The organism is Streptomyces sp. NPDC045955 (assembly GCF_056430805.1).
The window spans coordinates 349,928-374,799 of record NZ_JBWKKY010000002.1 but is presented as its reverse complement, the minus strand read 5'-3'; the positions used below and the strand labels follow the sequence as shown (position 1 = coordinate 374,799).

The window sequence follows — 24,872 nt, the reverse complement described above, 5'->3', positions numbered from 1 at the left end:
GCGATCCGCCCGGCACCGCAGGTCCCGAGGATGGAGCCGTACCCACAACACCGGCTCACATCCACGGAGTTGACCATGCCCCGTACCGCTTCCCTGCTGGCCGCCGTACTCCTCGCGGGCGTCGTGGCGGGACCGTCCGCCCTCCCGGCCGCCGCCGCCACACCCCCTGACCGAGCCCCCGCCCACCTGGCCGCCCAGCCCCGGAACCCCGCACTCGCCGCCGCCATCGCGGGCCTCCCCAGCGCCGACGCGACCGCCGCCCTCGTGCGGGTCGGAGGCGACGAGGGCGTCTGGCGGGGCAGTTCGGGCGTGCACGATCTGCGCACCGGCCGGCCGGCCGATCCGGGCGCCCGCTTCCGCGCCGGTTCCGTGACCAAGGTCTTCACCGCGGCGGTGGCCCTGCAACTGGCCACCGAGGGCCGACTGGACCTGGACCGCAGCGCCCGCTCCTACCTGCCGGAGCTGATCCCGGCGTCGTACGACGGCGTCACCGTCCGGCAGCTCCTGAACCACACGCACGGCATCCCGGCTCCCGACTTCCCCGGGACCACGGTCGAGGAGTTGTACGCCGACCGCTTCCGGGTCCACGACCCCCGGGGCATGGTCCGCTCGGCGACCGCGAAGAAGCCCGAGTTCGCGCCGGGCGAGCGGCAGCACTACCTCAACATCGGCTACACGATCGCCGGCCTGCTGATCGAGCGCGTCACCGGTGACACGTACGAGCGTCAGGTCGCCCGGCGGATCCTGCGCCCGCTCGGGCTGCACGACACGTACCTGCCGGGGAAGAACCCGCGCATCACCGGCCGGCACAACCACGGCTACCAGATCATGCGGCTGGACGACGGCACGACCGGGCTGCGCGACGTGTCCGTGTGGGGGTCCACGGACGGCTGGGCGGCCGGGGCCATCATCTCGACGACGGCGGATCTCGAACGGTTCACCAAGGCCCTGTTCCAGGGCAGCGTCGTGCGCGGACCGCTCCTGGAGGAGATGTTCACGCTGCCGCGGGTGACCGACTTCGGGACTGGGGAGCCGGCCGCGTACTCCGTCGGCCTGTCGATGAAGGTGCTCGGCGGCCGCGAGGTGTGGGGCAAGACGGGCGGGCGCTGGGGCTACAACGCGGCCATCGCCTCCACCCGCGACGGCTCGCGCACCCTCGTCTACAGCGTCAACTCCACGGACGCCAAGGGCCAGGACATGAACAAGGTGGCGGAGAACATCATGGTGGCGGTGTACGGGCGGCCGTAACAGCCCTCACACGGTCGGCGGAGCCGCCCGCACGAGGCCGATGTCGATGTTCATCGCGGTGGTGCCGGTGACCTCGAAGCTCGCCCCGGTGCCGGACTCGATGCCGGGCCGCTCGCCCCGGATGGTCGTCACCAGGTCCTTGGTCTTCTCGTCGGTCGGCGCGGTGGACGGCACGACGGAGAAGACGGCGGTGTCACCGGCGTCGTTGAAGCGGGCCGGGGAGACGGACACGACGCCCTTCGTGGCGCCGATCTCCCGGGCGATCTCGTCCGCCGCAGCCTTGGGGTCGGCGACGCCCCTGCCGTCCACGACGACGGTCAGCGGCCCGTTGAAGCCCGGCCCGAAGCCCTCGGCGAGCGCGTCGTAGGCGCGGCGTTCGGTGGTGGAGACCGGCTTGGCCTCGTCCCCGGGCATACCCAGCTGGAGGCCTGCCGCGGGCAGGGCGAGGGCCCCGAGACCGACGACGCCGAGGAGCAGGACGGGTATCGGCGGCGCAGTACGAACCGGGCCCAGCGGCTGCCGCCGTTGTCGCCGTCGCTCCCCTCGATCCGGCCGCGTTGCGGGCCCGCCGGGTGAGCACGGCGTTCGGCCAGAATCCGAGGAAGGCCGGGACGAGCGTCAGCGCGATCAGTACGGCGACGACGACCGCTCCGGCGGCGGCCAGGCCCATCTTGGTGAGCATCGGGATACCGACCACGGCAAGCCCGGCCAGCGCGATGACGACGGTGAGCCCGGCGAACACGACCGCGGACCCGGCCGTCCCGGCGGCGAGTCCGGCGGCCTCCTGCGGGGCCCGGCCCTTGGCGCGTTCCTCGCGGTAGCGGGAGACGACGAACAGGGCGTAGTCGATGCCGACGGCGAGGCCCAGCATCATCGCCAGGGTGCCGGTGGTGGTGGACAGGCCGAGGGCCTGGGACAGGGTGAGGATCGTGGCCATGCTGACGCCGACGCCGATGAGGGCGGTCAGCAGGGGCAGCCCGGCGGCGGCCAGGGAGCCGAAGGTGACGAGCAGCACGACGGCGGCGATGGTGACGCCTATCACCTCGGCCGTGCCGCCCGGCCCGGCGTTGTCACCCAGCGCGGTGCCGCCCGCCTCGACGGTCAGCCCGGAGTCCCTGGCCTCGACGAGGGCGCGCTCCAGATGGGTCCGGCTGGCGTCGCTGAGGTCCTCCGCCCCGACCTTGTAGGTGACGGTCGCGAAGGCGGTCGAGCCGTCCTTGCTGATCGTCTGCGCCTGGAACGGGTCGACGGCGCTCGCGACCTGCGTGCCGTCGCCGAGGCCGGTGACGGCCTTCTCGATGGCCTGCTTGTTCTCGGCGGCGGTCACCTTCTCGCCGCCGGGCGCGATGAACACGACCCGGGCGGTCGCCCCGTCGGCCGTGGCCCCGGGGAAGCGCTGTTCCATCAGGTCGAACGCCTTCTGGGACTCGATGCCGGGCATCGAGAATCCCTCGTCGCCGGCGCCCGGGGCCTTGAGGGCACCCAGCCCGACGGCGGCCAGCACGGCCGCCCAGACCAGGGCGACGTACCAACGTCGCCGGAAGGCCAGTCGGCCCACTCGATACAGAAAAGTCGCCACGGCAGCAGGTCTCCACATCCAGGTGTCGATCGTCTGCCAAGGCTCTCCGGCGGCGGGCCGTCCCGTCGTCGTGCGGCTGCCGACAATCCTGGCTACTCGCAACGCAGTACGAGCGGGCCTCCCGTACACCTCGGGTACGAGATTCCCGGGCCATCCGGCGCGGCCTGTGCTACCGTCGTTGTTGTTGCAGTTTTGGTTCCCAGAGACTTCGAGTGCTCTATCGACCTTTGTCGACGAGCACTCTTTTTAGTTTCCGAGGATTTTCGGATCTCTCCGAGGGTGATCATTTCAGCGACTCCGAGTCCGTAAAGTGCGGGTCTCGGGTTTGTCCCCCTAAGGGAGATTCAGCATGGCATCTGGCACTGTGAAGTGGTTCAACGCGGAAAAGGGCTTCGGCTTCATCGAGCAGGAGGGTGGCGGTCCTGACGTGTTCGCCCACTACTCGAACATCGCCACCTCCGGCTTCCGCGAGCTTCAGGAAGGCCAGAAGGTTACCTTCGACGTCACGCAGGGCCAGAAGGGCCCGCAGGCCGAGAACATCGTGCCCGCCTGACGCTGACGCGTCCGACGTGACCGGGGCCCGCACCGTGAGGTGCGGGCCCCAGCCTCGTTCTCATCCAAAACCCGGCTCAGTGTTGCGAATCCTGGTGCGGCCCCTCCTGGCTGCCGGGAATTCCCCGATACGTGTGCCGCATCGAGGAAGGATCCCCTTGGATCGCACCGCTCGCAAGAACAACGGCTCGCCCCACTCCCGTAAGGCGGCGGGCCGCAGTGTCTCCGCCCGTACGGCCGGTGCGGGCCGCGGTGGCCCCCGGCGCCGTACCGCGCCCGGCGGGGAGTTCGCGCCGCCCGCCACCATCACGCCGGCGCTGCCCGCCGTCGACGACTTCGCCGGACTCGCCCTGCCCGAGCGGCTTTTGACCGCGCTGCGCGCCGAGGGCATGACCGTGCCGTTCCCCATCCAGGCGGCGACGCTGCCGAACTCCCTGGCCGGCCGGGACGTGCTGGGCCGCGGGCGCACCGGGTCGGGCAAGACGCTCGCCTTCGGTCTCGCCGTGCTGGCCCGCATCGACGGGCAGCGGGCCGAGCCCCGGCAGCCGCTGGCCCTCGTCCTCACCCCCACCAGGGAACTGGCCCAGCAGGTCACCGACGCCCTCACCCCCTACGCCCAGGCGTTGCGGCTGCGGCTCACCACGGTCGTCGGCGGTATGTCGATCGGCCGCCAGGCGAGCGCGCTGCGCGGCGGCGCCGAGGTCGTCGTCGCGACGCCCGGCCGGCTCAAGGACCTCATAGACCGTGGTGACTGTCGCCTTGACCGTGTCACCGTCACGGTGCTGGACGAGGCCGACCAGATGACCGACATGGGCTTCATGCCGCAGGTGACCGCCCTGCTCGACCAGGTGCAGCCCGGGGGCCAGCGGCTGCTGTTCTCGGCCACGCTGGACCGCAACGTCGACCGCCTGGTCCGCACCTACCTCCACGACCCCGTCGTGCACTCGGTCGACCCGTCCGCCGGCGCGGTCACCACGATGGAGCACCACCTGCTGCACGTGGAGGACGACGACAAGCACGCCACCACGACGGAGATCGCCGCCCGCGACGGCCGCGTGATCATGTTCCTGGACACCAAGCACGCCGCCGACCGGCTGGCCAAGAAGCTGCTGGCCGTCGGGGTGCGCGCCTCCGCCCTGCACGGCGGGAAGTCCCAGTCGCAGCGCACCCGCACCCTGGCCCGGTTCAAGGACGGCGAGGTCACGGTCCTGGTGGCCACCAACGTCGCCGCCCGCGGCATCCACGTCGACAACCTCGACCTGGTCGTCAACGTGGACCCGCCGGCCGACCACAAGGACTATCTGCACCGGGGCGGCCGGACCGCCCGGGCCGGCGAGTCGGGCACCGTCGTCACGCTGGTCCTGCCCCACCAGCGCCGCGAGACGGCCCGCCTGATGGCCGATGCCGGGATCACCCCGCGCGTCACCCGGGTCCGCTCGGGCGCGGAAGAACTGAACCGCATCACCGGCGCCCAGGCGCCGTCGGGCGTCCCCGTGGTCCTCACCCCGCCGCCCTCCGAGAGCGGCCCGGCGCGCCCGGGTTCCGCCCCGCGCGCCCGGCGCGGCAGGCCGTCCCGGGGCCGCCGCCGCTGACGCTCCCCGGAGCGCTCGCCGGGTCCCTCCCGGCAGGGGCCTGGCGCGGCGCGGCCCGCGGGTGCCGGCCGTCAGGTCTTCCGCTTCGGCACGTGGGTCGCCGTCGTGAGAAGGACCAGTCGGCGACCTCGCGGTCCGGGTGGAGGCGGGCGTGCTGAACACCGCGATGCGCATCGCGGTGGAGGACTGGGCCCTGCGGTCCGACGGGCCGGCGGGGCCGTCGTCCGGGGAGACCGTGACGCGCGCGCTGCGGATGATCGACGTGGTCGGCCGGGGCTGAGGTCTCGGGGGGTACCGGAGCCGCGCCCCTCAAGGCCGAGTGAGGACGGCCGACTTGGGCGGGCGGGCCCGCCCCTTGCCCGGCCCGGTGGCCCCGTCCGGCCTCGGCCCACCCCGAGCAGGGACGTCAGGCGCCCGTGGGCCCGGTCCCACCCCCATTTTCCGCGCACCCACGCACGGCCCTTGCGGCCCATGTCCCGGGCCAGTCGCGCATCGTCCAGCAGCAGCGTGAGCCGATCGGCGAGCACCCTCCCGTCACGGCCGTCGACCACGAACCCGGTCTCCCCGTCCCGTACGGTGTCCGGCGCCCCGCCCGAGTCGCCGACGACGACCGGCAGTCCGGCGGCGGCCGCCTCAAGGAACACGATCCCGAGGCCCTCCACCTCCATGCCCGCCCTGCGGGTCCGGCACGGCATCGCGAACACCTGCTCGGCAGCGTAGAAGCCGGGCATCTCCTCGTGCGGGTGCCCGCCCGCGAAGACCACCGCCCCGGCCAGTCCCTCGGCGGCCGCGAGCCGGCACAGGGCCCGGGCGTGCGGTCCGTCCCCGACCAGCAGCAGCACCGCACCGGGCACACTGCGGCGCACCAGGCGCAGGGCCCGTATCAGCGTGTCCCCCGGCCCCGCCGTCACCATGCGGTGCGGCAGGCCGGGGGCGTCGTAACGGGCGGGTGCGCGGCTAGGGGGCGTCCGTCACCTCCGTCACCTTCCAGCGCTGGTTGGACCCGGAGTTCGGCTGCCAGAGGCCGACCGGGGCGCCCTCGTTCGTGGACTGGCCCCCGACGTCCGGGAGCTGCCCGGTGGCGGCGTTGACGAGGGTCCAGGTGCCGTCACCGGTCGAGGACATGATCCACTCGGTGGCCCTGTCGCGGCGGCCCTCGTCCGGCTCGGCGACCAGGGCGCCGTTCCGGACGGCCAGGCGCTTGGCCGATGAGGTCTCGGTGAAGACGTACCGCTTGCGGTTGTCCGTACCGCGGATCTGCTCCACCCGCCACTGCTGACCGCTGGGGTCGGCGGCATTGGCGCTCTTGATGACCAGGCCCGTGCCGTTGCCGGCGATCGTGAGGTCCTTGCCACTCTGGACGCCGGTCAGCCGGTAGGTGTGGCCCTTGCGCAGCTCGGCCGCGTCCTTCGCGACGCCGGAGACGCCCTTGACGAGGAAGGACGTCACCGACTGGGCGGGCACGGTGACCGTGGCCTGCTTGCCGGAGACCCGGACCGCCTTCTGCTGCGCCAGCTTGCCGTCGGCGCTGGTCACCACCGGGGTGACGGTGGTGTGCGAGGAGACCCTGCCGAACTTCGACAGGTCGAGGGTGACCTCACGGGACTCGGTCGCGCTGTTGACGTGGACGACCGTCGCCGCGTCGCCCTTGCGGGAGACCGCCGCGGTGCTGGACGTGTCGTTCGTCTTGATCAGCCGGTCGCCGGGCTTGATGAAGTGGGTGAAGTTGCGGGCCGTGTCGAACTTGGTGTTGGTGTAGATCGGGCAGGACTTCAGGGTGTCCTTGGAGGTGCAGCTGAAGGGGAGCTGGATCTCGCCCCAGTTGCCGCCCTTGGCGGACTCGCCGCCCGGCTTCATGTTGTCGTAGTCCTCGACGGGCTGCCAGAACACCCAGGCCCTGGGCTCCAGTTCGCGCAGGTCGTCGACCATGCGCTGGGCGAGGCCCAGGCCGGGCCGCATGTCCGTGAAGCTCTGGCCGTCGCCCCAGTCGCCCTCGACCTCGCTCATCCACAGCGGCTTGTCGGCGGCCTTGGCCAGGTCGCGGACGGTGGTGCGCTGGCCGGTGCCGTAGGTGTGGACGTTCATCTGGCCCACCAGGTCGCGCACGTCCTGGGGGTAGGAGTTCCAGTTGGTGGCGAACGTGCCGGGGTTCGTCTCGTCCATCGCGGAGATCTCAGCGTCCGACGTGGACTTCTTCAGGACCGGGGCGAGCGCGCGGATCACCTTCTGCTGCAGTTCGGGGCCGATGTGCGCGCCCTCCTGGCGGCCGCCGGTCGGCTCGCCGTCCGGGCCGAGCTTGGTGCCCCAGTAGTTGGTGTTCGGCTCGTTGAACGGGTCGAGCGTGTCGACCTTGATGCCGTGCGCCTTCTCCAGCCGCTCGGTCGCGCCCACCAGGTACTTGGCGAAGTCCTCGACGGACTCCGGCTTCAGCTGGTCCTTGCCCGCGTCGAAGTTGCCGGAGACGTAGCCGCTCTCGGTCATGAACCAGGGCGGGGAGTTGCTGAATGTCTCCCAGTGGGTGATGTCCTTCTTGATGCGGTCGACCCACCAGCGCTGCGTCTTGTCGGCGGTCTTGTTCCAGTCGGCCGGGTCGTCCGCGTCCCACCAGTCGACGTCCTCGCGGGTGGTGCCCGCCGGGGCCTTCCACCAGCCCTCGACCGCGCCGCCGGCCCGCAGGTAGTCCTTCACGTCCGGGGCGTTGCCGCCGCCGATGTTGTAGCGGGCGATGTTCAGGGCGAGGCCCTCGTCGCCGAAGAGGAGCTTGTAGAGCTTCTCGCGTATCGCGGGCGGGTAGTCGCCGGTGGCGTTGGCGAACCAGACGAGGCTCGTGCCCCAGCCCTCGAACTTCTCCTGCTTGTAGGAGGGGTCGGGGCGGACGGTGACGCCGGCCGCCTGCGCGGCGGGCTCGGCGGTCGCGGCGGGCAGGGTGCTGGTGGCCAGGATGGTTCCGGTCGCCACGGCGGTGATGCCGATGGCCCCGAGGAGCCTTCTCTTACCGGTGCGGTGTGCCATTCCGAGTACTCCAACTCTTCTGCGTCCGCGCGTCCCGGCGGGACACAGAGATCGGGGCCTGTGTGCAATGTTTACGTAAACATCCACTGGCGGGATGTCTACACTGTCCGAATCTCAGGGGTCAAGGAGTCGTTCCGGACGGAAAATCGCGTCGGCTGCGCGGCGAGGGGGGCGAGGGGCAGGTGGGCACAGTGGACGGTGCGAGAGAACCGCAGGGCACGAGCCGTACGAGAAGGCGTCCGGCCCGTCCTCGCCAGGGTGCCTCCATGGCCGACGTCGCACAGCTCGCGGGCGTCTCCTCCCAGACGGTCTCCCGCGTCTCCAACGGCTTCCCGGGCGTCACCGAGGACACCCGCCGGCAGGTCCTGGCCGCGATGCGGGAGCTGGGCTACCGGCCCAACAGCGCCGCGCGGGCGCTCAAGCGCGGCGAGTTCCGCACCCTCGGCGTGATCACCTTCTCCCTCTCCACCATGGGCAACATCCGCACCCTGGAGGCCATCGCCGCCTCCGCGGCCCGGCACGGCTACGCCGTCACGCTGCTGCCCGTCGCCGTCCCCACCCAGGACGAGGTCAACGGCGCCTTCTCCCGCCTGGGCGAACTCGCCGTCGACGCCGTGATCGTCATCATGGAGGTCCATCTGCTGGACGCGGCGACGGTCTCCCTGCCCCCCGGTGTGCAGGTCGTGGTGGCCGACTCGGACGCCGGTGACCGCTACACCGTGGTCGACACCGATCAGGCGGGCGGTGCGCGGGACGCCGTACGGCACCTGCTGGACCTCGGCCACGAGACGGTGTGGCATCTGGCCGGCCCGGAGGGCTCCTTCGCCGCCCAGCGCCGCGCCAACGCCTGGCGCGACACGCTCACCGCGGCCGGCCGCGTCCCGCCGCCCCTGGTCCGGGGCGACTGGTCGGCCGAGTCGGGCTACCGGGCCGGACTGCGGCTGGCGGACGAGCCGGACTGCACGGCGGTGTTCACGGCCAACGACCAGATGGCCCTGGGCCTGCTCCGGGCCCTGCACGAACGCGGGCTGCGCGTCCCCGGCGACATCAGCGTCATCGGCTTCGACGACATCCCCGAGTCCGCGTCCTTCCTCCCGCCCCTCACCACCATCCACCAGGACTTCGCCGAGGTGGGGCGGCTGTGCGTGGAGGGTGTCCTGAGCAAGATGCGGCAGGACGGGGAGGAGCACGGGACGACGCTGGTGCCCACGCGGTTGGTGCGGCGGGAGAGCACGGGGGTGCCGGGGACTCGGGGAGGACGAGCAGGGTGACGACGAGCCCGTACGTCGAGCGGCTGCTCAGGCCGGCCGCCTCCCCGAGGTGACGATCACTCGGCTGAGCTGGGGGTTTTGCGCCGGTTGGCGTTGAAGCGCGCCTTCTTCTGACGATTCCCGCACGTGTTCATGTCACACCACTTACGGGTGCGGCTCTGACTGGTGTCGAAGAAGGCGGCTCGGCAGGTCGGTGACGCGCACAAGGCCAGTTTTCCGTCGCGTTCGCCCGCGATGATGCTGATCGCGTCGGCGGCGATCACGCCGAGGGCGTCTTCCACGCGGGAAGCCGAGCTGAGCTGCCATCGCCGCTCACCCTCGGGCGTCAGGATCGCCGCGGCCCGGCCCTGAGCGCTGCGGTCATTGATGACGTGGACAGCAGACGCGGGGAGAGCCTCCTGGAGCGCGGCCGCTGTCGCGGCGGCGTGAATCGACTCCCTCAGTTCCCGGGCGAGGTCGAGCTGGGCAGGGGTGCAGGAGTCCACGGCGAGGCCGTACACCGCCAGCCAGTCGACGAGTCGCTGCGGCGTGGGAATGCGCTCCACAGCCTCGCCATGACGCTCCGACAGAGTCCCCGTGAAGCTGGTCGCCAGCACGCTGCCGAGGCGGAAGTCAGGAAACCCAGAACGCATGGAACCACCTTAGCCGGTTGCAGGCCGGCATGGACGCCTGCTAGAACCGTCTAAGCCGGTTCGCAACGGGTCGTAGCCGGTTCCGCGATGGCCAGGAGGTCTCATGCCCCGCCCAACCAGCGACGTACAAGCATTCGAAGCCCGCGCAACAGACGCCGACCTCGACGATCTGCGCGCGCGGCTGGCCGCGGCGCGGCTACCGGAGGCCGAGACGGTCCAACGCGCCGCGCCCGGCCCTCGCCGATGGGAACAGGGCGTTCCGCTCTCCGACCTCGTCGATGTCGTGAACTACTGGCGCACCGGGTACGACTGGCGGTCGTTCGAGGAGCGCCTCAACCAGATCGGCCAGTTCCGCACGACCATTGACGGTCTGGGAATCCACTTCCTGCACCGCCGGTCCCCGCGCACGGACGCCACTCCTCTGATCTTGACGCATGGTTGGCCGGACAGCCTTGTCCGGTTCATCGACGTCGTGGACGAGCTGGCGGATCCGAAAGACGCGGACGCGCCGGCGTTCCACGTCGTGATCCCGTCGCTACCGGGCTTCGGTTACAGCGACAAGCCGGCCACCACCGGGTGGGGAACCGAAAAGATCGCGGCCGCATGGGTGGAACTGATGGGGCGGCTCGGTTACAGCAGGTTCGCAGCCCACGGCGGTGACTGGGGAGGCAATATCACCACGGTTCTCGGCGGCAGGTTCCCGGCGCACGTTCTCGGCATCCACACGACGTTCGCGGAGGGACCGCCCGGATTGACCACGGACGGGCTGACGGCGGTCGAGCGCGAGTGGGCCGAGGAAACCCGCGACTTCTGGCGCCACCGCGCGGCGTACGCGAAGCAGCAGGCGACCCGACCGCAGACCATCGGCTACTCGCTCGTCGACTCGCCGGTCGGGCTTCTCGCCTGGATCCTCGACAAGTTCGCCGAGTGGTCGGACACCGAGGACAGCCCGTTCGAGACCATGTCCCTGGACCGCGTTCTCGACGACGTCACCCTGTACTGGCTGACGCGGACCGGCGCATCGGCGGCCCGCATCTACTACGAAAGCCACAACTCGCTGGACCCCGGACTTCGGGTCGACGTCCCGTCAGCACTCACCATGTATCCCCGCGACGTCGAGAAGTGTCCACGCCCCTGGGCGCAGGAGCGGTACCGACAGATCGTCCGATGGAGCACACCCGAAAGCGGGGGGCATTTCCCGTCGCTGGAGGTTCCCGAGTATTTCGTCAAGGATCTGCAAGAGGGCCTCGCTGCGGTGCTGGCCGCTCATCGGTGAACGCGGCTGGGTGCCGGGGGCTATGCCGGGTATCGGGTGCTCAGACGACTCCGCGAGGACGGAGCACGATCAAAGACTCCTCCCGGCGAGCCACCATCGCGAAGGGGAACCGGTCGATGTCCAGGCAGAGATCGACATCGTCCGGGTGGTATCCGCTGCGCCGCCCGCCGGCGAGATCGGCCGCGGCGCGGGAATTCCGCGCGCGCCGGAGATACGGGGCGGCGTCGACCTCGCCCCCGCCCATGGACCGCCCGATGTATTCAGCGCAGGCCAGGTCCTCGTCGGCCTGTCCGTCCTCACCGGTGACCACGAACGTCACCGGGCCGGAATCCGTGGCCCGCAGGAACCGCGCGGTCGCCCCGGCCACCACGAAGCTCGCGCACAGGACCAGCGGCGCGTCCGCGACGGCCAGCGCGCCCACGGTGCCCGCCGTCGTCTTCTGCACCAGCGTGCGACCGGCGAAGTCGCGTGACCTGAGCAGGCCGGGCGAGTTCACCGCGTCGAAGCCCGCTGCCGGAGGTCCGTCCTTCAACGCCAGCCAGCCCGGGTGGCTCTCCTTCAAGGCGAGTGCCTCACTCTCCGATGAAGCCAGGACGATCCTCTCGACGCCACGCGAGAAGGCCCAGGCGGCCACGGTGAAGGCGCGCATGACGTCGATGACGACCGCGACACGGGGAACGCCGGTCAACTCCGGTATGCCGACGAAGTGATGGTCCATCACGCCATTCTGACAGCTCTTGATCATCCGATGGGCCGGAACAAGCTCACAGCCCGAACAGTCCCGCCGCGTTGTCGTGGCACACCGCCCGTAGCCAGTCGTCTCCGAGGTCCAGCCGTTCCAGGGCGTGGAGCTGGTGCACGTACGGGTAGGGGAGGTTGGGGAAGTCGGAGCCGAGGAGGACGCGGTCGCCGAGTGCGGCCAGCCGGGGCAGGGCCCGGCGGGGGAACGGCATGAAGCTTTCGCTGAAGTCGGTGAACGCCATCGTCGTGTCCAGCCGCACCTCCCCGTACCGCTCGGCCAGGGCGAAGAACTCCTCGTACTCGGGCATCCCCAGGTGGGCGACGACCAGCCGCAGCCGGGGGTGCCGGGCCAGTACCCGGGCGATCGGCTCGGGGCCGGTGTGCTTGCCGGGGGCGGGGCCGGAGCCGCAGTGGATCACCACGGGGATCCCGGCCTCGGCCAGCAGCCCCCAGGCCAGCTGGAGGAGGCCGTCGGCCGGGTCGTACGCCCCCACCTGCACATGCGCCTTGAAGACCCGCGCGCCCGCCTCGACGGCCTCCCGGACGTACGCCTCGACGCCCGGCTCGGGATAGAGAGTCGCGGTGTGCAGACAGTCGGGGGTGCGGCGGGCGAAGTCGACCGCCCAGCCGTTCAGCCAGCGGGCCATGCCCGGCTTGTGCGGATACAGCATCGCGGTGAAGGCCCGCACGCCGAACTCCCGCAGGATGTCCGCCCGTTCGGTCTCCTCCTGCCGGTAGGTGATCGGCCACTCCAGCCCTCCGGTCATCGACCCGAGCGCGTCGAAGTACTCCCACACCTTGTGCAGCACCCGCTCGGGCATGAAGTGGGTGTGCACGTCGACCAGCCCGGGAAGCCCGAGCCGCCCCCAGAATCGACGGACCTCCTCCGCTTCCGCACCCGGATCGGCAGGACCGACTGGCACCACAGGGTGATCATCCATGCCGCCACGATCGGCCCGGGCGAGGCAGTAGGTCCACTCCCTTGCACGAGAGAGCGGTGAGGGATCCGTCACCCGGGCCGACGCCCGCAGGGGGCCCGTTCAGTGGATGCGGGCGCACAGGTCGTCCGTCGTCCCGTGGAGGAGTCGTACGGACTTGTATCCGGTGGGGCTGATGTCCATCGTGTAGACGCCGTCGACGAGGTACAGGCCCCGCGGCAAGGTCCCCTGGTCCTGGCCGACTCCGACGAGCACCGGCCCGTGCACGGCCCAGTGCTGGGAGCCGTCGGGCCGGTGCTCGACGACGGCCGAGCCGCTCGCGTCGGCGTCGTAGAAGGAGCCGGTCTCGGTGTTCGTGACGCGGACGACCAGATCGCCCCGGTAGGCGACCCGTCGCACGGAGCCGTCGCGGTAGGTGCTCAGCACGCGCCGCACCACCTCGTCGACGACCGGCTCGCCGTGGACGGGGAAGTCGCACCGCGCACCGGCGCCGACGTCCCACGGCGCGGAGGGTGCCGGTTCCCAGCCCTGCGCCGGTTCCGCGGACGCGGGCTGTGTCCCGACGAGCACGGCGGCAAGTGCCAGTGTGGCGAGAGCTGTTCGGCGCATGGTTCTCCCTGGGCAGAGACGGGTGGAAGGAAGGGCGTGCGCCAGTCTCTTCCCGGCCTCTGACCAAAGCCTGACCATCCGCCTCCCGTTAGGCTGCCGGACAGCCATGGAGTTCCTACTGCTCGGTCCGTTCGCCGCCCGCCACGAGGGACGGCAGGTCCTGGGGGGCAGCCGCCGCCAGGAGCGGTGCCTGCTGGGGGTCCTGCTGCTGCATGCGGGCCGCGCGGTCCCGACGGACCGCCTCATCGACCTGCTGTGGGACGACGAGCCGCCCGCCGCCGCCCGCGCCACCGTCCACACCTACGTCGGCCGCCTGCGTGCCGCGCTCAGGCCGCACGGGGTGTCCGTCGAGACCCGGCACGACGGTTACGCCGTGGCGCAGGGCCCTCATACGATCGACGCCCAGCAGTTCGCCGGGCTCGTCGGGCAGGCGGCGGACTGCGCTGATCCCGCGGAGCGGATCCGCCTGTACGACCAGGCCCTCGCGCTGTGGCGCGGCCCGCTGCTCGCGGACGTGGCCGACGAACGGCTGCGCACCCGCCTCGGCGGCGCGCTCGGCGAACTGCGCCTGTCCGCCGTGGAACGGCGAGCCGAGACCCAGCTCGCCATGGGGCTGCACGACCGTGTCGTGGCGGACCTGACGCCGCTGCTGGAAGAGCACCCGACTCGTGAACGGCTGGTCGGCGCCCAGATGACCGCCCTCTACCGCGCGGGCCGCCGGGCCGACGCCCTCCGGCTGTATCGCAGCACGCGTACGACACTGGCGACGGAACTCGGCGTCGAACCGAACGGCGAACTCCGCACCCTGCACGAGCGCGTGCTGCGCGCCGACCCCCGGCTCGACCGGCCCCCCGGGCCCGTGTACGCGGTCCGGGTCGGCGACCAGTGGCTGCCGTGGAGTACGAGCGGACACCCCGCGCTGGAGTTCTGCAACACCTACGCCGGGTGGGGCGGAGAGCCGCTGCCCGGGTCGGAGTGGCTGCGCGGCTACGCCACGCTCGCCGTATGGGCCGGCCACCTCGACCTGATCGAGGACCGGCAGGTCACCCGGCTGCGGGAACAGGCCCTGCGGCAGCCGGCCGAGGCCGTCGCCGTCCTCGACGAGGCCCGGCGGTTACGTACGGACCTGTACGCCTGTCTGACCGATCCGCGGGACGGCCGGGCGTTCACGGCGGTGGCCGCGGCGGTGGAGGACGCCGCGCGGCTGTCGGTTTTCACGCGCGGCGAGGACGGTCTCGGACGCTGGCAGCCCTCGCCCGCCGCCGGACTGCGCCTGCCCGTCTGCGCGGTGGCCCGCAGCGCGGGCGAACTGCTCGCCGACCCGCGGCGCTTCACCGTCCGCGGCTGCCCCAGCCGGGACTGCGGCTGGCTGTTCCTCGACGAGAGCGGGCGGCGCCGGTGGTGCAGTCTGGCGACGTGCGGTGCCAAGCGGTCGGCCGGGGGCCGGTGACAGTGCTTCGCTCCGAAACCGGAGTCAGCACCGGCACCGGCACCGGCGGTGGCGGTGGCGGTGGCGGTGGCGGTGGCGGTGGCGGTGGCGGTGGCGGAAGCATGTCCTATGGGGTGCCGGCCGGCCGGAACCGGTCCGTCGCCGCCAGCACCGCCTCCGTCGTGGCGTCGCCCGAGAGCCCGTGCCCCTCCTCGCCGATCAGCACGAGTTCCGCGTCCGGCCACACCTGGGCCAGCCGCCACGCCACGTCCGGAGGCCCGCTGATGTCCATCCGCCCGTGGATCAGCACGCCGGGGATGCCGGCGAGCTTCCCGGCGTCGCGGATCAGCGCCCCGTCCGCCAGGAAGCCGGCGTGCCGCCAGTAGTGCGTGACGAGGCGGGCGAAGCGCAGCCGGAAGCGCGGGTCCTCGAAACGGGGGTCGGGCCGGTGCCCGGGGTGCGTGGACACGTGCACGTCCTCCCACCGGCACCACTCCCGCGCGGCCCGCTCCCGTACGGCCGGATCCGGGTCGGCGAGCATCCGGGCGTACGCCTCCACCAGGCTGCCGTCGCGCTCGCCCTCGGGGACGGTGTCACGGAACCGGGCCCACTCCTCGGGGAAGATCCGCCCCATGTCCCGCGTGACCCACTCGACCTCGCGGCGGGTGGTGTTGGTGACGCTGAAGAGGACCAGCTCGGATACCCGCCCCGGGTGCTGCTCGGCGTAGGCCAGCGCGAGGGTCACGCCCCAGGAGCCGCCGAGGACGAGCCATGCCCCGATGCCGAGGTGCTGCCGGAGCAGTTCGATGTCGGCGATCAGATGGTGCGTCGTGTTGGTGTCGAGCGAGGTCCGCGGATCGGCGGCGTCGGGTGTGCTGCGCCCGCACCCGCGCTGGTCGAAGAGCACGATGCGGTACGCCGCCGGGTCGAACAGCCGACGCCAGAACGGCCCCGCGCCGGAGCCGGGCCCGCCGTGCAGGACGAGGGCGGGCTTGCCGGCCGGGTTCCCGCAGCTCTCCCAGTAGACGCGGTTGCCGTCGCCGACGTCGAGCATGCCGTGCTCGTACGGCTCGATGGGGGGATGGAGCTCGGCCATGCGCGACGCACTCTCCTCGACTTTCGACTCTCCACGGATAGAGCAGCACCGGCCCCGTTTCTCCCCTGCGTTGCGTTCACAGCAGCGGCGGCGCGTGGAACTCGCCGAGCCCTGAGGTCAGGTCCCGGTCCAGCCAGTACCGGCGGGGTTCGGCAAGCATGACGTCGACGCTGACGGCGAGGATGCCGGGAATCCTGGCGAGTTCGCGGTCGACGAAGAGCGCCACGGCGGAGCGGTCGGCGACCAGGCCGGTGGCGAGGACGGACATGTCGCTGGCGACGTGGGCGACGAGCCGGGTCTGGGGGAGCCGGTCGATGCGGCGCATCACGTCGGGGGTCTCGCCCGGGGCGACGCGCAGGCGAAGCATGAAGGGTGTCTGGAAGCCGAGCCATTCCGACACGATCTCCAGGCGCGGTTTGACCCACCCCTCGTCGAGGACCCGGCGGACGACCCGGTGCGCGGTGGAGGTGGCCAGGCCCGCGGCCCGGCCGATGCTGGCGGCGGAGGCCCGGCTGTCCTGGATCAGCAGGGCGACGACGGTGCGCTCGGCCTCGCTGAGGGGTTTGGCGGGGGGTGTCGCGGTCGCGGTGCCCTCGGGGCGGGTGCCGGTGAGTTGGAGCAGACCGGCCCGTTCGCTGTCGGTCAGGAACTGCGGATCCCAGGTGATGCCCCGGCGCAGGGTGCTGAGCGCGGGCAGGGCGTTGACGCGGCGGACGCCGGGGACGGAGAACATCCGGTCGATCGCCTCGCTGGTGGCCGCCTCGGAGGGGGCGTGGACGACGGCGTAGAGCGGATAGTCGCCGGAGATCTGCGCCAGGAGCTGAAGGTGGGGCAGGTCACGGAGCCGGTCGAGGACGGCCAGAGGGGTTTCGCCGGTAATGTCCAGGAAAACGTGGACCGGCATCGCCGTGGTGTGCATGCCCCAGTCGGCTTGCCCGATCACGCGGATCATCCGGGCCTCGTGCAGCCGGTCGTAACGGCGTTTGAGGGTGCTGGCGTCGGCGGACAGGATCCCGCCGATGTCGTCCCAGGTGGCCCGGGGTGCCAGATGCAGCGCTCCGATGAGGCGCCGGTCGAGCTCGTCGAGGAGAGGGCGGGTCATGGCGCCCACCTTAGACCGCCGATTAATCCCACTGTTACACCCAAGGGCTAGAGAATCTCTCACTCTGATGTCATTGTTCGCAAGAACATCCCTCGAAAGCACGAAGGGGTACCGATGAGTGCCACCTCCGCCCAGCCTCAGCCGACCGAGCCGCAGTCGAGACTCCTGCGCACCGCGTTCCGCGGTTTCGCGGCGATCGAGAAGGTCGGTAACAAACTCCCCAACCCGTTCTGGCTGTTCTGGATCCTCGCGGGGGTCGTCGCCGTCCTCAGCGCCGCACTGGCGGCGGCCGGCGTCAGCGCCGTGCATCCCGGCACGCACGAGACCATCAAGGTGGAGAGCCTGCTCAGCAAGGACGGCCTCACCATGGCCGTCGAGGGAGCCGTCGACAACTTCGCGGCCTTCCCGCCGCTGGCCACCATCCTCACCGTGATGTTCGGCATCGCCGTCGCCGAGCGGAGCGGACTGTTCTCCGCCCTGCTGCGCCGCATGGTCGCGCGGGTGCCGGGCAGGTACCTCACCTTCGCCCTGTCGATGACGGCCATGGTCAGCCATGTCGCCGGCGACGCCGCCTACGTCACCCTCATCCCGCTCGGCGCCCTCATATTCCGCGCCGCGGGCCGCAGCCCGGTGCTCGGCTGCATCGTCGCCTACGTCTCCATCTCCGCCGGCTACGACGCCTCCCCGTCGCTCACCACCACCGACGTCCTGCTGTCGTCGATCTCCACCGCCGCCGCCCACACCATCGACGCGCACTACGTCGTCACCCCGGTCGCCAACTACTTCTTCGGGCTCGGCTCGTCCGCCCTCGTGGCGCTGGTGATCACGCTCGTCGTCGACAAGGTCCTCGCCCGCCGCTCGGACCTGCAGCCCGACGAGCCGGTCGCGGCGCTCAACGCCGACGAGCTGGAGGCGATCGAGGTCACCGGGCAGCAGCGCCGCGCGCTGCGCGTGACCGGGCTGGTCGCTGTCGGCCTCCTCGCGTTCCTGGCCCTGGCCATGGTCCCCGCGTCCTCACCCCTGCGCGGCGAGGGCGGCGGCATCGTCGACTCCCCGCTGATCGGCGGGATGGCACTCGTGCTGGGCGTGTTCTTCGCCGTGCTCGGCACCGTCTACGGCCGGATGACCGGCTCCTTCACCGCCCCCCGCGACATCATCGCCGCGATGGTCGAGGGCACCCGGTCGATGGCGCCGATCCTCGTCCTGTTCTTCGCGATCTCCCAGTTCCTCGCCTACTTCAAGTGGACGAACATCGGCGACATCCTCGCCGTCACGGGTGCGGAGACCCTGCGCGACCTGCATCTGCACGGCTGGGCCGTGCTGGTCGGCATCGCCGTGCTGATCACGTTCATGAACCTCGTCATCACCAGCGGCTCCGCCCTGTGGGCGCTGGCGGCCCCCGTCCTCGTGCCCATGCTGATGCTCATCGGCATCGAGCCGGAGACCACCCAGGCCGTCTACCGCGTCGCCGACTCGGTCACCAACTGCGTCACGCCGATGAGCCCGTACTTCGTCATGGCGCTGGGCTTCATCCAGCAGCACCGCAAGTCCGCCGGCATCGGCACGCTCGCCTCCTTCACGATCCCGATCGCCGCCGTCGTCTGGGTCGTCTGGATCGCGTTCTTCGTGGCCTGGTACCTGCTGGGCATCCCCTTCGGCATCAACTGACGCCCCCGCCTTCCGCCGAGGAACGCCGTCCCGGCCCCCGTACGAGAAAGCAGACCATGACCGCATCACCCGCCGCCGCTCTCACCGCCCGCGCCCAGGACGTCGCGCCGGAGACCGTCACCGACATCCTGACCCTCGTCCGCCACGAGACCAGCAGCCACGACCTGCCCGCCCTCGCGGCCGGCCTGGACCTCCTGCGCGAGCTGGCCGTCCACCGGCTCGGCCGGCCCGGCCGCGAACAACGCCACCCCGGCGGCGCGTGCGGCGACACCCTCACCCTCACCTACGCCGGCACCGGCCCCGGGCACGTCGCGCTCGTCGGCCACTACGACACCGTGTGGCCGACCGGCACCCTCGCCGGCTGGGAGCAGCCGGAACCCTCCGCCGACGGCCGGGAGAAGCTGAGCGCCCCCGGCATCTTCGACATGAAAACGGGCCTGGCCCAGGGCATCTGGGCCCTGAAGCTGGCCCGGGACAGCGGCGCCCCCGTGCCCACGGTCACCTTCCTCTTCAACGGCGATGAGGAGATCGGCTCCCTGTCCTCGCGGCCGGTGATCGAGGAGGTCGCGCGGAAGGCCGACGCCACGCTGGTGCTGGAACCCACCGCCCACGGCGCGGTCAAGACCGCCCGCAAGGGCTCCGGGATCTTCCGGGTCACGGCCACCGGCGTCGAAGCGCACGCCGGGCTCGCGCCCGAGGACGGGGCGAGCGCGATCACCGCGCTGTCCGAGTTCGTGGTCGCCGCCGCGGCCGTCGCCCGCCCCGACCGGGGCACCACCATCAACACCGGGCTCATCGAGGGCGGTTCCGCGACCAACGTCGTCGCCGGGCAGGCCACCGCCCGCGTCGACATCCGGGTCGGCAGCGCGGCCGAACAGGCACGGGTCGACGCCGAACTGGACGCCATCGAGGTCAGCGACCCCCGCGTCCGCCTCCACATCGACCACGCCTGGAACCGGCCGCCGATGACCCTCAACGCCGCGTCCGCCCCCCTGCTCGGCCTCGCCCGGGAGGTCGCCCGCGCACAGGGCCGCGACCACCTGCCCGACGCCGCCGTCGGCGGTGCCAGCGACGCCAACTTCATCTCCGCCCTCGGCCTGCCCGTCCTGTGCGGGATGGGCGCGATCGGCGACGGCGCCCACGCCCGGGGCGAGTTCATCTACCCCGACACGGTGCCCGCCCAGACGGCCCTGGTCGCGGGCCTGCTGACCCGACTGGCGGAGCCGTTGGGGGGCTGAGGCCCGGTGGACTCTACATACGGGTGCCGACGGCGATGGTGTCGTTGCCGGCGAGTCGCAGGATCGCCCGCAGGATGATCGGCAACCGGCGTTCGTCGAGGTCCTGCACGGATGTGACGGTGGTGTGCCCGATGCCCACCATCGAGAGGACCAGACCGAGGAACGCACGCTGCTCCTCGTCGAGGCCGAGCGTGTACAGCCACCCCGACAGCCCTTCGAAGCGAGCCGTCGGGCCGTGCTCGGTGTCGACGATCAGGGCGTGCCGAACGGCGGCCACCTCCAGCACAGTCACCCGGTACCGCTCCTTGAGCGTCTCCCCCGCCCCAACGTCCACTGCGCCCCCACGAGATCCGTGAACAGCGTCCCCGTCTGGCTGCCCAGCGACACGGTCACCCAGCAACCATGCCCCGTGCGCCGCTCCACCCTGACGTCCGACGGTGACAGGAACGGCCCAGTGTCCGGGGGCGTGACCAGGAGTTGAGGGGCGACGGTCGTGGTCGCCGGTGTGGGGTTGCGGTAGGTGACCGTGACCTCCTGGGAGCCGTCGGCCCGCAGAGGGCTCGTGGGCAGGTCGGTGAAGTCCGTGGGCAGGGCGGGCTCCTGCGCCTGAGAGGCCGCTGCGGTGGCCGTCGGCGGCGCCGCGATGGCAGGCCCCGCCGTGGTCAGGCCGGTGAGCGCGAAGAGGGCGCCAGGAGGGCGACTTTGAGACGACTGTTTTTCGACAGCGACACGTGGGGCGGCCCTTCGGGTGGGGGAGGGATTCGCTCAGGTGAACCGGTCGGTCGGCAGCAGCACTTGACAGAGATGAACGGCCAACTCGGCCGGTGTCGGCCCGCGCGCCCTTCGCCGTTCCGCACGTGAACGGGATCGCAACTACCGCCGGGTAGTAGGGAGATCGCGTGGAAGGCGGGCCACCAGAGCGACCGCCGTTCCCTTCCCTCTCCAGTTGAGCTAGAAACTCAACGACCCAGCCGCACCACAGGGTGCTCCACGGCACACGCGCCGCGCCCGAGGGGGAATCACCACAGTGACCGAGCAAGCTCACGGACCGAGACGGTCCGGCACCCGCGCACGCAGACGCTTCCCGCGTCTGAGGATCGCCCTCGCCGCCGCCGTCTCCTTCGCTCTCGCCGGAGCCGCCGCCCCGGCGATGGCCGCCCAGTCCGAGGGCGACGACGGGCAGCCGACCGTGCCGGCCCTGTCCTGGTCCGACTGCCAGGGCGGCTTCGAGTGCGCCAACGCCGACGTGCCGTTGGACTACCGCGACCCGCAGGGGAAGACCATCACCCTGGCGGTCATCCGCAAGAAGGCCCCGGACCAGGCCAAGAGGAAGGGCACCCTCTTCCTCCAGCCCGGCGGGCCCGGCAACTCCGGCGTGGACTTCGTACGCAACAACTACGCCGGCCTGCCCGCCGCCCTGCGCGACTCCTTCGACGTCTTCGGATACGACGTACGCGGCGTCGCACGCAGTTCGGCGGTCACCTGCTGGGACGACCCGACGTACACGCAGGCCATCACCGCCGCCAAGGGCGCCCCCGGCCCGGACGCCTACGAGACCGCCGTCCGCCAGGGCGCCGCGTTCGACCAGGCCTGCAAGGACAACGCGGGCGAGCTGGCGCCGTACGTGGGCACCGGGTACGTCGCCCGTGACATCGATCTGCTGCGTCAGGCCCTGGGCGAGGACCAACTGACGTACTACGGGCGGTCGTTCGGCAGTTACATCGGGACGGTCTACGCGGCGATGTTCCCCGAGCGGGTGCGTGCGCTCGTCCTCGACGGTGCGTACGACCCCGAGCACTACGCGAACCAGCCGTACGCCTACGACCGGCCCCAGTACCTGGCCCTGGACGGCGCGATGAGCCGCTTCCTCGACTGGTGCAAGGCGGACCAGGACACGTGCGGGTTCGGGGACGGCGACCCCCGGGCCGCGTTCGAAAAGCTCAAGGCCGACCTCGACGCCAACCCCGTACCGACCGCGAACGGCGGTCAGGCGAACGGCTACACCGTCGTCTACCGCCTCATGTTCAACATCAACGAGGGCAAGGTCATCTGGCCCTCCCTCGGCCAGGCCCTGCGCAAGGCCCAGCAGCGCGACACCACCTCGTTCCTGCTCCGGCCGCCGTCGCCGGCCAGCTTCGACTTCCTCAACCCGAACATCGTGGTCGAGTGCGTCGACAAGGACTACCCGCACAGCCCGGCCCTGCTGAAGCGGCAGGTCACCACCAACGCCAGGCTGGCCCCGCTGCTCGGCCCGGCCATGGCCTACGGCCCGCCGCTCTACGACCACCAGCACGCCACCACCTGCGCCCAGTGGACCGGCGAGAAGCCCAGCCGCTACGACGGTTCCTTCCGGGCGAAGGGCTCCGCGCCGATCCTCGTGCTCGGCACGACCGGTGACCCGGACACCCCGTACCAGGACGCGGTGGCACTGTCCCGCACGCTCGACAACGGCCGGCTGCTCACCTTCGAGGCCGAGGGCCACACCGCCTTCGGGCGCAGCGCCTGCGCGACGGACGCCGTCACCGGCTACCTGGTGGACCTGAAGGTCCCGGCGCGCGGCACGACCTGCGCGGACGAGACCCAGCCGCCGTCCGCCACACCGAAGGTGGCCCCTCCGGGCACGACCCTCGGCGAGCTCCGCAACGGTGTGAACGACCACCTGGACCGCCTCGGCTCCCTGCGCTGACCGAGGCGCCCACCGATCCACGGACGATCCGCGGACCGATCCGCTGACCGACCGCACCACGGGACCCCGGGTGCCGGGCCTCACCGGGCCCGGACCCGGGGTGTGCGCGTCCTGAGTGCTTCCCACCTCTTGACCCCCTCTTGCGCGGGCACGTAGAACTGCACTCGCAGAAACCGGTTACTACCACTTACCGCAAGGGAAGGTCCCCCCGATGAGAGCCTCTGGAGACCGGGAAGAGCCCGCTGCGGACAGAACGGCCGGCCGCCCGGCGCCCGCCTCCCGCCGGGTCGTGCTCAAGGGCGCGGCCGTCACCGCTGGACTGGCCGCGGCCGGGATCGCCACGACCCGGCCCGCCTGGGCCGAGGACGACCGGCAGGACCGCCCGCAGAGCGTCACCGCCCGGATGGGCGGCACCTCCGTCACCCTGTCCCTGGCGGACGGCGCCCTGCGCTGGTCCGCCCGCCGCAACGGCCGCACGGTGATCGACACCTCGGCCCTGGGCCTCAGGCTCGGCGACGGCACCGTCCTCGGCGCCGACGTCCGGGTGGTCCGGGAGCGGTACGGCACCCACCGCACCACCTGGACCCCGGTCTACGGCCGCAACGCGACCGTCACCGACCACTACCAGGAACAGCGCTGGGACCTGGTCGACCGGGCCTCGGGCATCCGCTTCGGCGTCCAGGTCCGCGCGTACAGGACCGGCGTCGCCCTACGCTACGTCCTCCTCGACGAGGGCTCCGCCACCGTCGCCGACGAGCTGACGACGTTCGCCTTCCCCGACGGCACCACCGTCTACAGCGCCCGCGACGAGAACGCCTACGAGCCGGTCGCGCCGGGTTCCCTACCCGTCACCGGCACCTCCACCACGGACAACGGCCCGCTCACCGACCTCCCGCTCACCGCCACCCTCACCGGCGGGCTCATCGCCTGCGTCTGCGAGTCCTCGCGCTTCGACTACCCGCGGCTGATGCTGGGTTCCGTGGCCGGCGAGCCGAACACCCTCGCCGCCTTCCTGATGGAGCACACCGCCCGCGGCACCGGCCCGGTGGAGACGACCTCCACCGTCACCACGCCCTTCGCCACGCCCTGGCGCGCGGTGGTGATCGGGGCCACCCACGCCGAACTCGTCGACAACGCCGAGCTGGTGCTCAACCTGGCGCCGCCGAACGCCCTCCCCGACACCTCCTGGATCAAGCCCGGCAAGGTCTTCCGCTGCGAGCTCTCGACCGCCGCCGGCCTGGCGGGCGTCGACTTCGCCGTGGCGCGCGGCCTGGAGTACATCGAGTACGACGCCGGCTGGTACGGCCCGGAGTTCACCACCCCGGACGCGACGAAGCCGATCGCCGCGATCGACCTGCCGTCGGTCATCTCGTACGCCACGGGCAAGGGCATCGGCGTCTTCCTCTACGTCAACCGGCTCGCGCTGACCGACGCGGACTCCCTCTTCGGCCTCTACAAGAGCTGGGGCGTGCGCGGCATCAAGCTCGGCTTCATCAACGACGGCACGCAGACGATGACCAACCAGATCGTCGACTGGGCGAAGACGGCCGCGAAGTACCGGCTGCTGATCGACATGCACGACGACGTCCGGCCGTTCGGCTACGAGCGGACGTACCCGAACTGGATCAGCCTGGAAGGCGTGCGCGGCAACGAGCAGTTCCCGACCGCCACCCACAACGTGACGCTGCCGTTCGCCCGCAACATCGGCGGCCCGATGGACTACACGATCTGCTACGGCCAGTCCCGCGACAAGACGACCAACGCCCACCAGATGGCGATGGCCGCCGTCTACTACCAGCCCCTCAACTTCCTCTTCTGGTACGACAAGCCGTCCAAGTACGACAACCCGGCGAACTGGCCCGGCCTGCCGTGGTTCAACGCCGTGCCGGTGACCTGGGACGAGAGCCGCACCCTGGCCGGGGAGATCGGCGAGTACATCGCGGTCGCCCGCCGCAGCGGCCCCACCTGGTACCTGGGCGCGATGACCAACGAGTCGTCCAGGACGCTGTCCCTGCCCCTGTCCTTCCTCGGCAGCGGCAGCTACACGGCGACGGTCTACGCCGACGGCACCCCGGGCTCCAGCCCGTTCCGGACCCCCGTCGTGGTCGGCACCCGGACCGTCACCGCCGCCGACACGCTCGACGTGGCCATGGCCCCGGCGGGCGGCCAGGCGGTCGTCCTGGCCCCGAGCTGATCCGGGAGA

General features: G+C 71.5%; 19 protein-coding genes and 2 pseudogenes. 11 read left to right on the top strand and 10 right to left on the bottom strand.

The genetic code is table 11. The features are described from left to right. Positions 1-75: 75 nt before the first annotated feature. Positions 76-1,248 (top strand): serine hydrolase domain-containing protein, encoded by a 1,173-nt coding sequence (locus AC07F0_RS05065; protein ID WP_478974368.1) that lies wholly within the window; start codon positions 76-78, stop codon positions 1,246-1,248. Positions 1,249-1,287: 39 nt separating this feature from the next. Here the strand turns inward: AC07F0_RS05065 and AC07F0_RS05060 are convergent. Beyond that, positions 1,288-2,827 (bottom strand): annotated as a pseudogene (locus tag AC07F0_RS05060) (MMPL family transporter); the annotation flags it as partial. Positions 2,828-3,176: 349 nt separating this feature from the next. Here AC07F0_RS05060 and AC07F0_RS05055 point away from each other — a divergent pair. The 3 genes from AC07F0_RS05055 to AC07F0_RS05045 all read left to right on the top strand — a co-directional run bounded on the left by AC07F0_RS05055 (position 3,177) and on the right by AC07F0_RS05045 (position 5,251). After that, positions 3,177-3,380: a cold-shock protein gene (locus AC07F0_RS05055; RefSeq protein WP_010032345.1), complete on the top strand. Its 204-nt coding sequence runs from the start codon at positions 3,177-3,179 to the stop codon at positions 3,378-3,380. Positions 3,381-3,537: 157 nt separating this feature from the next. Continuing rightward, a complete protein-coding gene (locus AC07F0_RS05050; RefSeq protein WP_478974365.1) occupies positions 3,538-4,971 on the top strand; it encodes a DEAD/DEAH box helicase in 1,434 nt (477 codons plus the stop codon). 151 nt (positions 4,972-5,122) lie between these two features. Further along, on the top strand, positions 5,123-5,251 hold the full coding sequence (locus AC07F0_RS05045) for a hypothetical protein (protein WP_478974362.1): 129 nt from the start codon (positions 5,123-5,125) through the stop codon (positions 5,249-5,251). A gap of 115 nt (positions 5,252-5,366) precedes the next feature. On the opposite strand, the pseudogene AC07F0_RS05040 reads toward AC07F0_RS05045, so the two are convergent. Together AC07F0_RS05040 and AC07F0_RS05035 are read right to left on the bottom strand one after the other, a co-directional pair. Beyond that, positions 5,367-5,888: pseudogene (locus AC07F0_RS05040) on the bottom strand (glycosyltransferase family 4 protein); the annotation flags it as partial. Between the two features lie 40 nt (positions 5,889-5,928). After that, entirely contained in the window at positions 5,929-7,983 is a 2,055-nt protein-coding gene (locus AC07F0_RS05035; protein WP_478974359.1) for a glycoside hydrolase, read from the bottom strand. Between the two features lie 266 nt (positions 7,984-8,249). Between AC07F0_RS05035 and AC07F0_RS05030 the strand changes: the two genes are divergently transcribed. Beyond that, positions 8,250-9,254, top strand: a complete 1,005-nt coding sequence (locus tag AC07F0_RS05030) for a LacI family DNA-binding transcriptional regulator (protein WP_478974356.1) — start codon at positions 8,250-8,252, stop codon at positions 9,252-9,254. A 56-nt stretch (positions 9,255-9,310) separates the two neighbouring features. On the opposite strand, the gene AC07F0_RS05025 is transcribed toward AC07F0_RS05030, so the two are convergent. After that, positions 9,311-9,886, bottom strand: coding sequence for a CGNR zinc finger domain-containing protein (locus AC07F0_RS05025; protein WP_478974353.1), 576 nt, complete (start codon positions 9,884-9,886; stop codon positions 9,311-9,313). A gap of 103 nt (positions 9,887-9,989) precedes the next feature. On the opposite strand from AC07F0_RS05025, the gene AC07F0_RS05020 reads away from it, so the two are divergent. Continuing rightward, the gene (locus AC07F0_RS05020; RefSeq protein ID WP_478974351.1) at positions 9,990-11,162 is read left to right on the top strand and encodes an epoxide hydrolase family protein; all 1,173 of its coding nucleotides are present in this window, start codon (positions 9,990-9,992) and stop codon (positions 11,160-11,162) included. Positions 11,163-11,202: 40 nt separating this feature from the next. On the opposite strand, the gene AC07F0_RS05015 is transcribed toward AC07F0_RS05020, so the two are convergent. The 3 genes from AC07F0_RS05015 to AC07F0_RS05005 all read right to left on the bottom strand — a co-directional run bounded on the left by AC07F0_RS05015 (position 11,203) and on the right by AC07F0_RS05005 (position 13,450). After that, on the bottom strand, positions 11,203-11,880 hold the full coding sequence (locus AC07F0_RS05015) for a 2-phosphosulfolactate phosphatase (RefSeq protein WP_478974348.1): 678 nt from the start codon (positions 11,878-11,880) through the stop codon (positions 11,203-11,205). Positions 11,881-11,926: 46 nt separating this feature from the next. Continuing rightward, positions 11,927-12,844, bottom strand: a complete 918-nt coding sequence (locus tag AC07F0_RS05010) for an amidohydrolase family protein (RefSeq protein ID WP_478974345.1) — start codon at positions 12,842-12,844, stop codon at positions 11,927-11,929. Between the two features lie 99 nt (positions 12,845-12,943). Continuing rightward, positions 12,944-13,450 carry a hypothetical protein gene (locus AC07F0_RS05005; protein ID WP_478974342.1) on the bottom strand — a complete coding sequence of 169 codons (507 nt, stop codon included), beginning with the start codon at positions 13,448-13,450 and terminating at the stop codon, positions 12,944-12,946. A 106-nt stretch (positions 13,451-13,556) separates the two neighbouring features. On the opposite strand from AC07F0_RS05005, the gene AC07F0_RS05000 reads away from it, so the two are divergent. Then, complete coding sequence (locus AC07F0_RS05000; RefSeq protein ID WP_478974339.1) at positions 13,557-14,900, top strand: BTAD domain-containing putative transcriptional regulator; 1,344 nt, start codon at positions 13,557-13,559, stop codon at positions 14,898-14,900. 106 nt (positions 14,901-15,006) lie between these two features. On the opposite strand, the gene pip is transcribed toward AC07F0_RS05000, so the two are convergent. Then, the gene (pip, locus tag AC07F0_RS04995; RefSeq protein WP_478974336.1) at positions 15,007-15,975 is read right to left on the bottom strand and encodes a prolyl aminopeptidase; all 969 of its coding nucleotides are present in this window, start codon (positions 15,973-15,975) and stop codon (positions 15,007-15,009) included. Positions 15,976-16,051: 76 nt separating this feature from the next. Continuing rightward, positions 16,052-17,077 (bottom strand): Lrp/AsnC family transcriptional regulator, encoded by a 1,026-nt coding sequence (locus tag AC07F0_RS04990; protein ID WP_478974333.1) that lies wholly within the window; start codon positions 17,075-17,077, stop codon positions 16,052-16,054. Positions 17,078-17,191: 114 nt separating this feature from the next. Here AC07F0_RS04990 and AC07F0_RS04985 point away from each other — a divergent pair, with 114 nt between their 5' ends. After that, positions 17,192-18,745 carry an AbgT family transporter gene (locus AC07F0_RS04985; RefSeq protein ID WP_478974331.1) on the top strand — a complete coding sequence of 518 codons (1,554 nt, stop codon included), beginning with the start codon at positions 17,192-17,194 and terminating at the stop codon, positions 18,743-18,745. 56 nt (positions 18,746-18,801) lie between these two features. Then, positions 18,802-19,983, top strand: coding sequence for a M20 family metallopeptidase (locus tag AC07F0_RS04980; protein WP_478974328.1), 1,182 nt, complete (start codon positions 18,802-18,804; stop codon positions 19,981-19,983). 13 nt (positions 19,984-19,996) lie between these two features. Here AC07F0_RS04980 and AC07F0_RS04975 read toward each other — a convergent pair whose 3' ends face one another. Next, a complete protein-coding gene (locus AC07F0_RS04975; protein WP_478974325.1) occupies positions 19,997-20,275 on the bottom strand; it encodes a hypothetical protein in 279 nt (92 codons plus the stop codon). Between the two features lie 858 nt (positions 20,276-21,133). On the opposite strand from AC07F0_RS04975, the gene AC07F0_RS04970 reads away from it, so the two are divergent. Both AC07F0_RS04970 and AC07F0_RS04965 read left to right on the top strand, forming a co-directional pair. Continuing rightward, positions 21,134-22,669, top strand: coding sequence for an alpha/beta hydrolase (locus AC07F0_RS04970; RefSeq protein WP_478974959.1), 1,536 nt, complete (start codon positions 21,134-21,136; stop codon positions 22,667-22,669). Positions 22,670-22,880: 211 nt separating this feature from the next. After that, a complete protein-coding gene (locus AC07F0_RS04965) occupies positions 22,881-24,863 on the top strand; it encodes a glycoside hydrolase family 97 protein (RefSeq protein WP_478974322.1) in 1,983 nt (660 codons plus the stop codon). Positions 24,864-24,872: the final 9 nt, after the last annotated feature.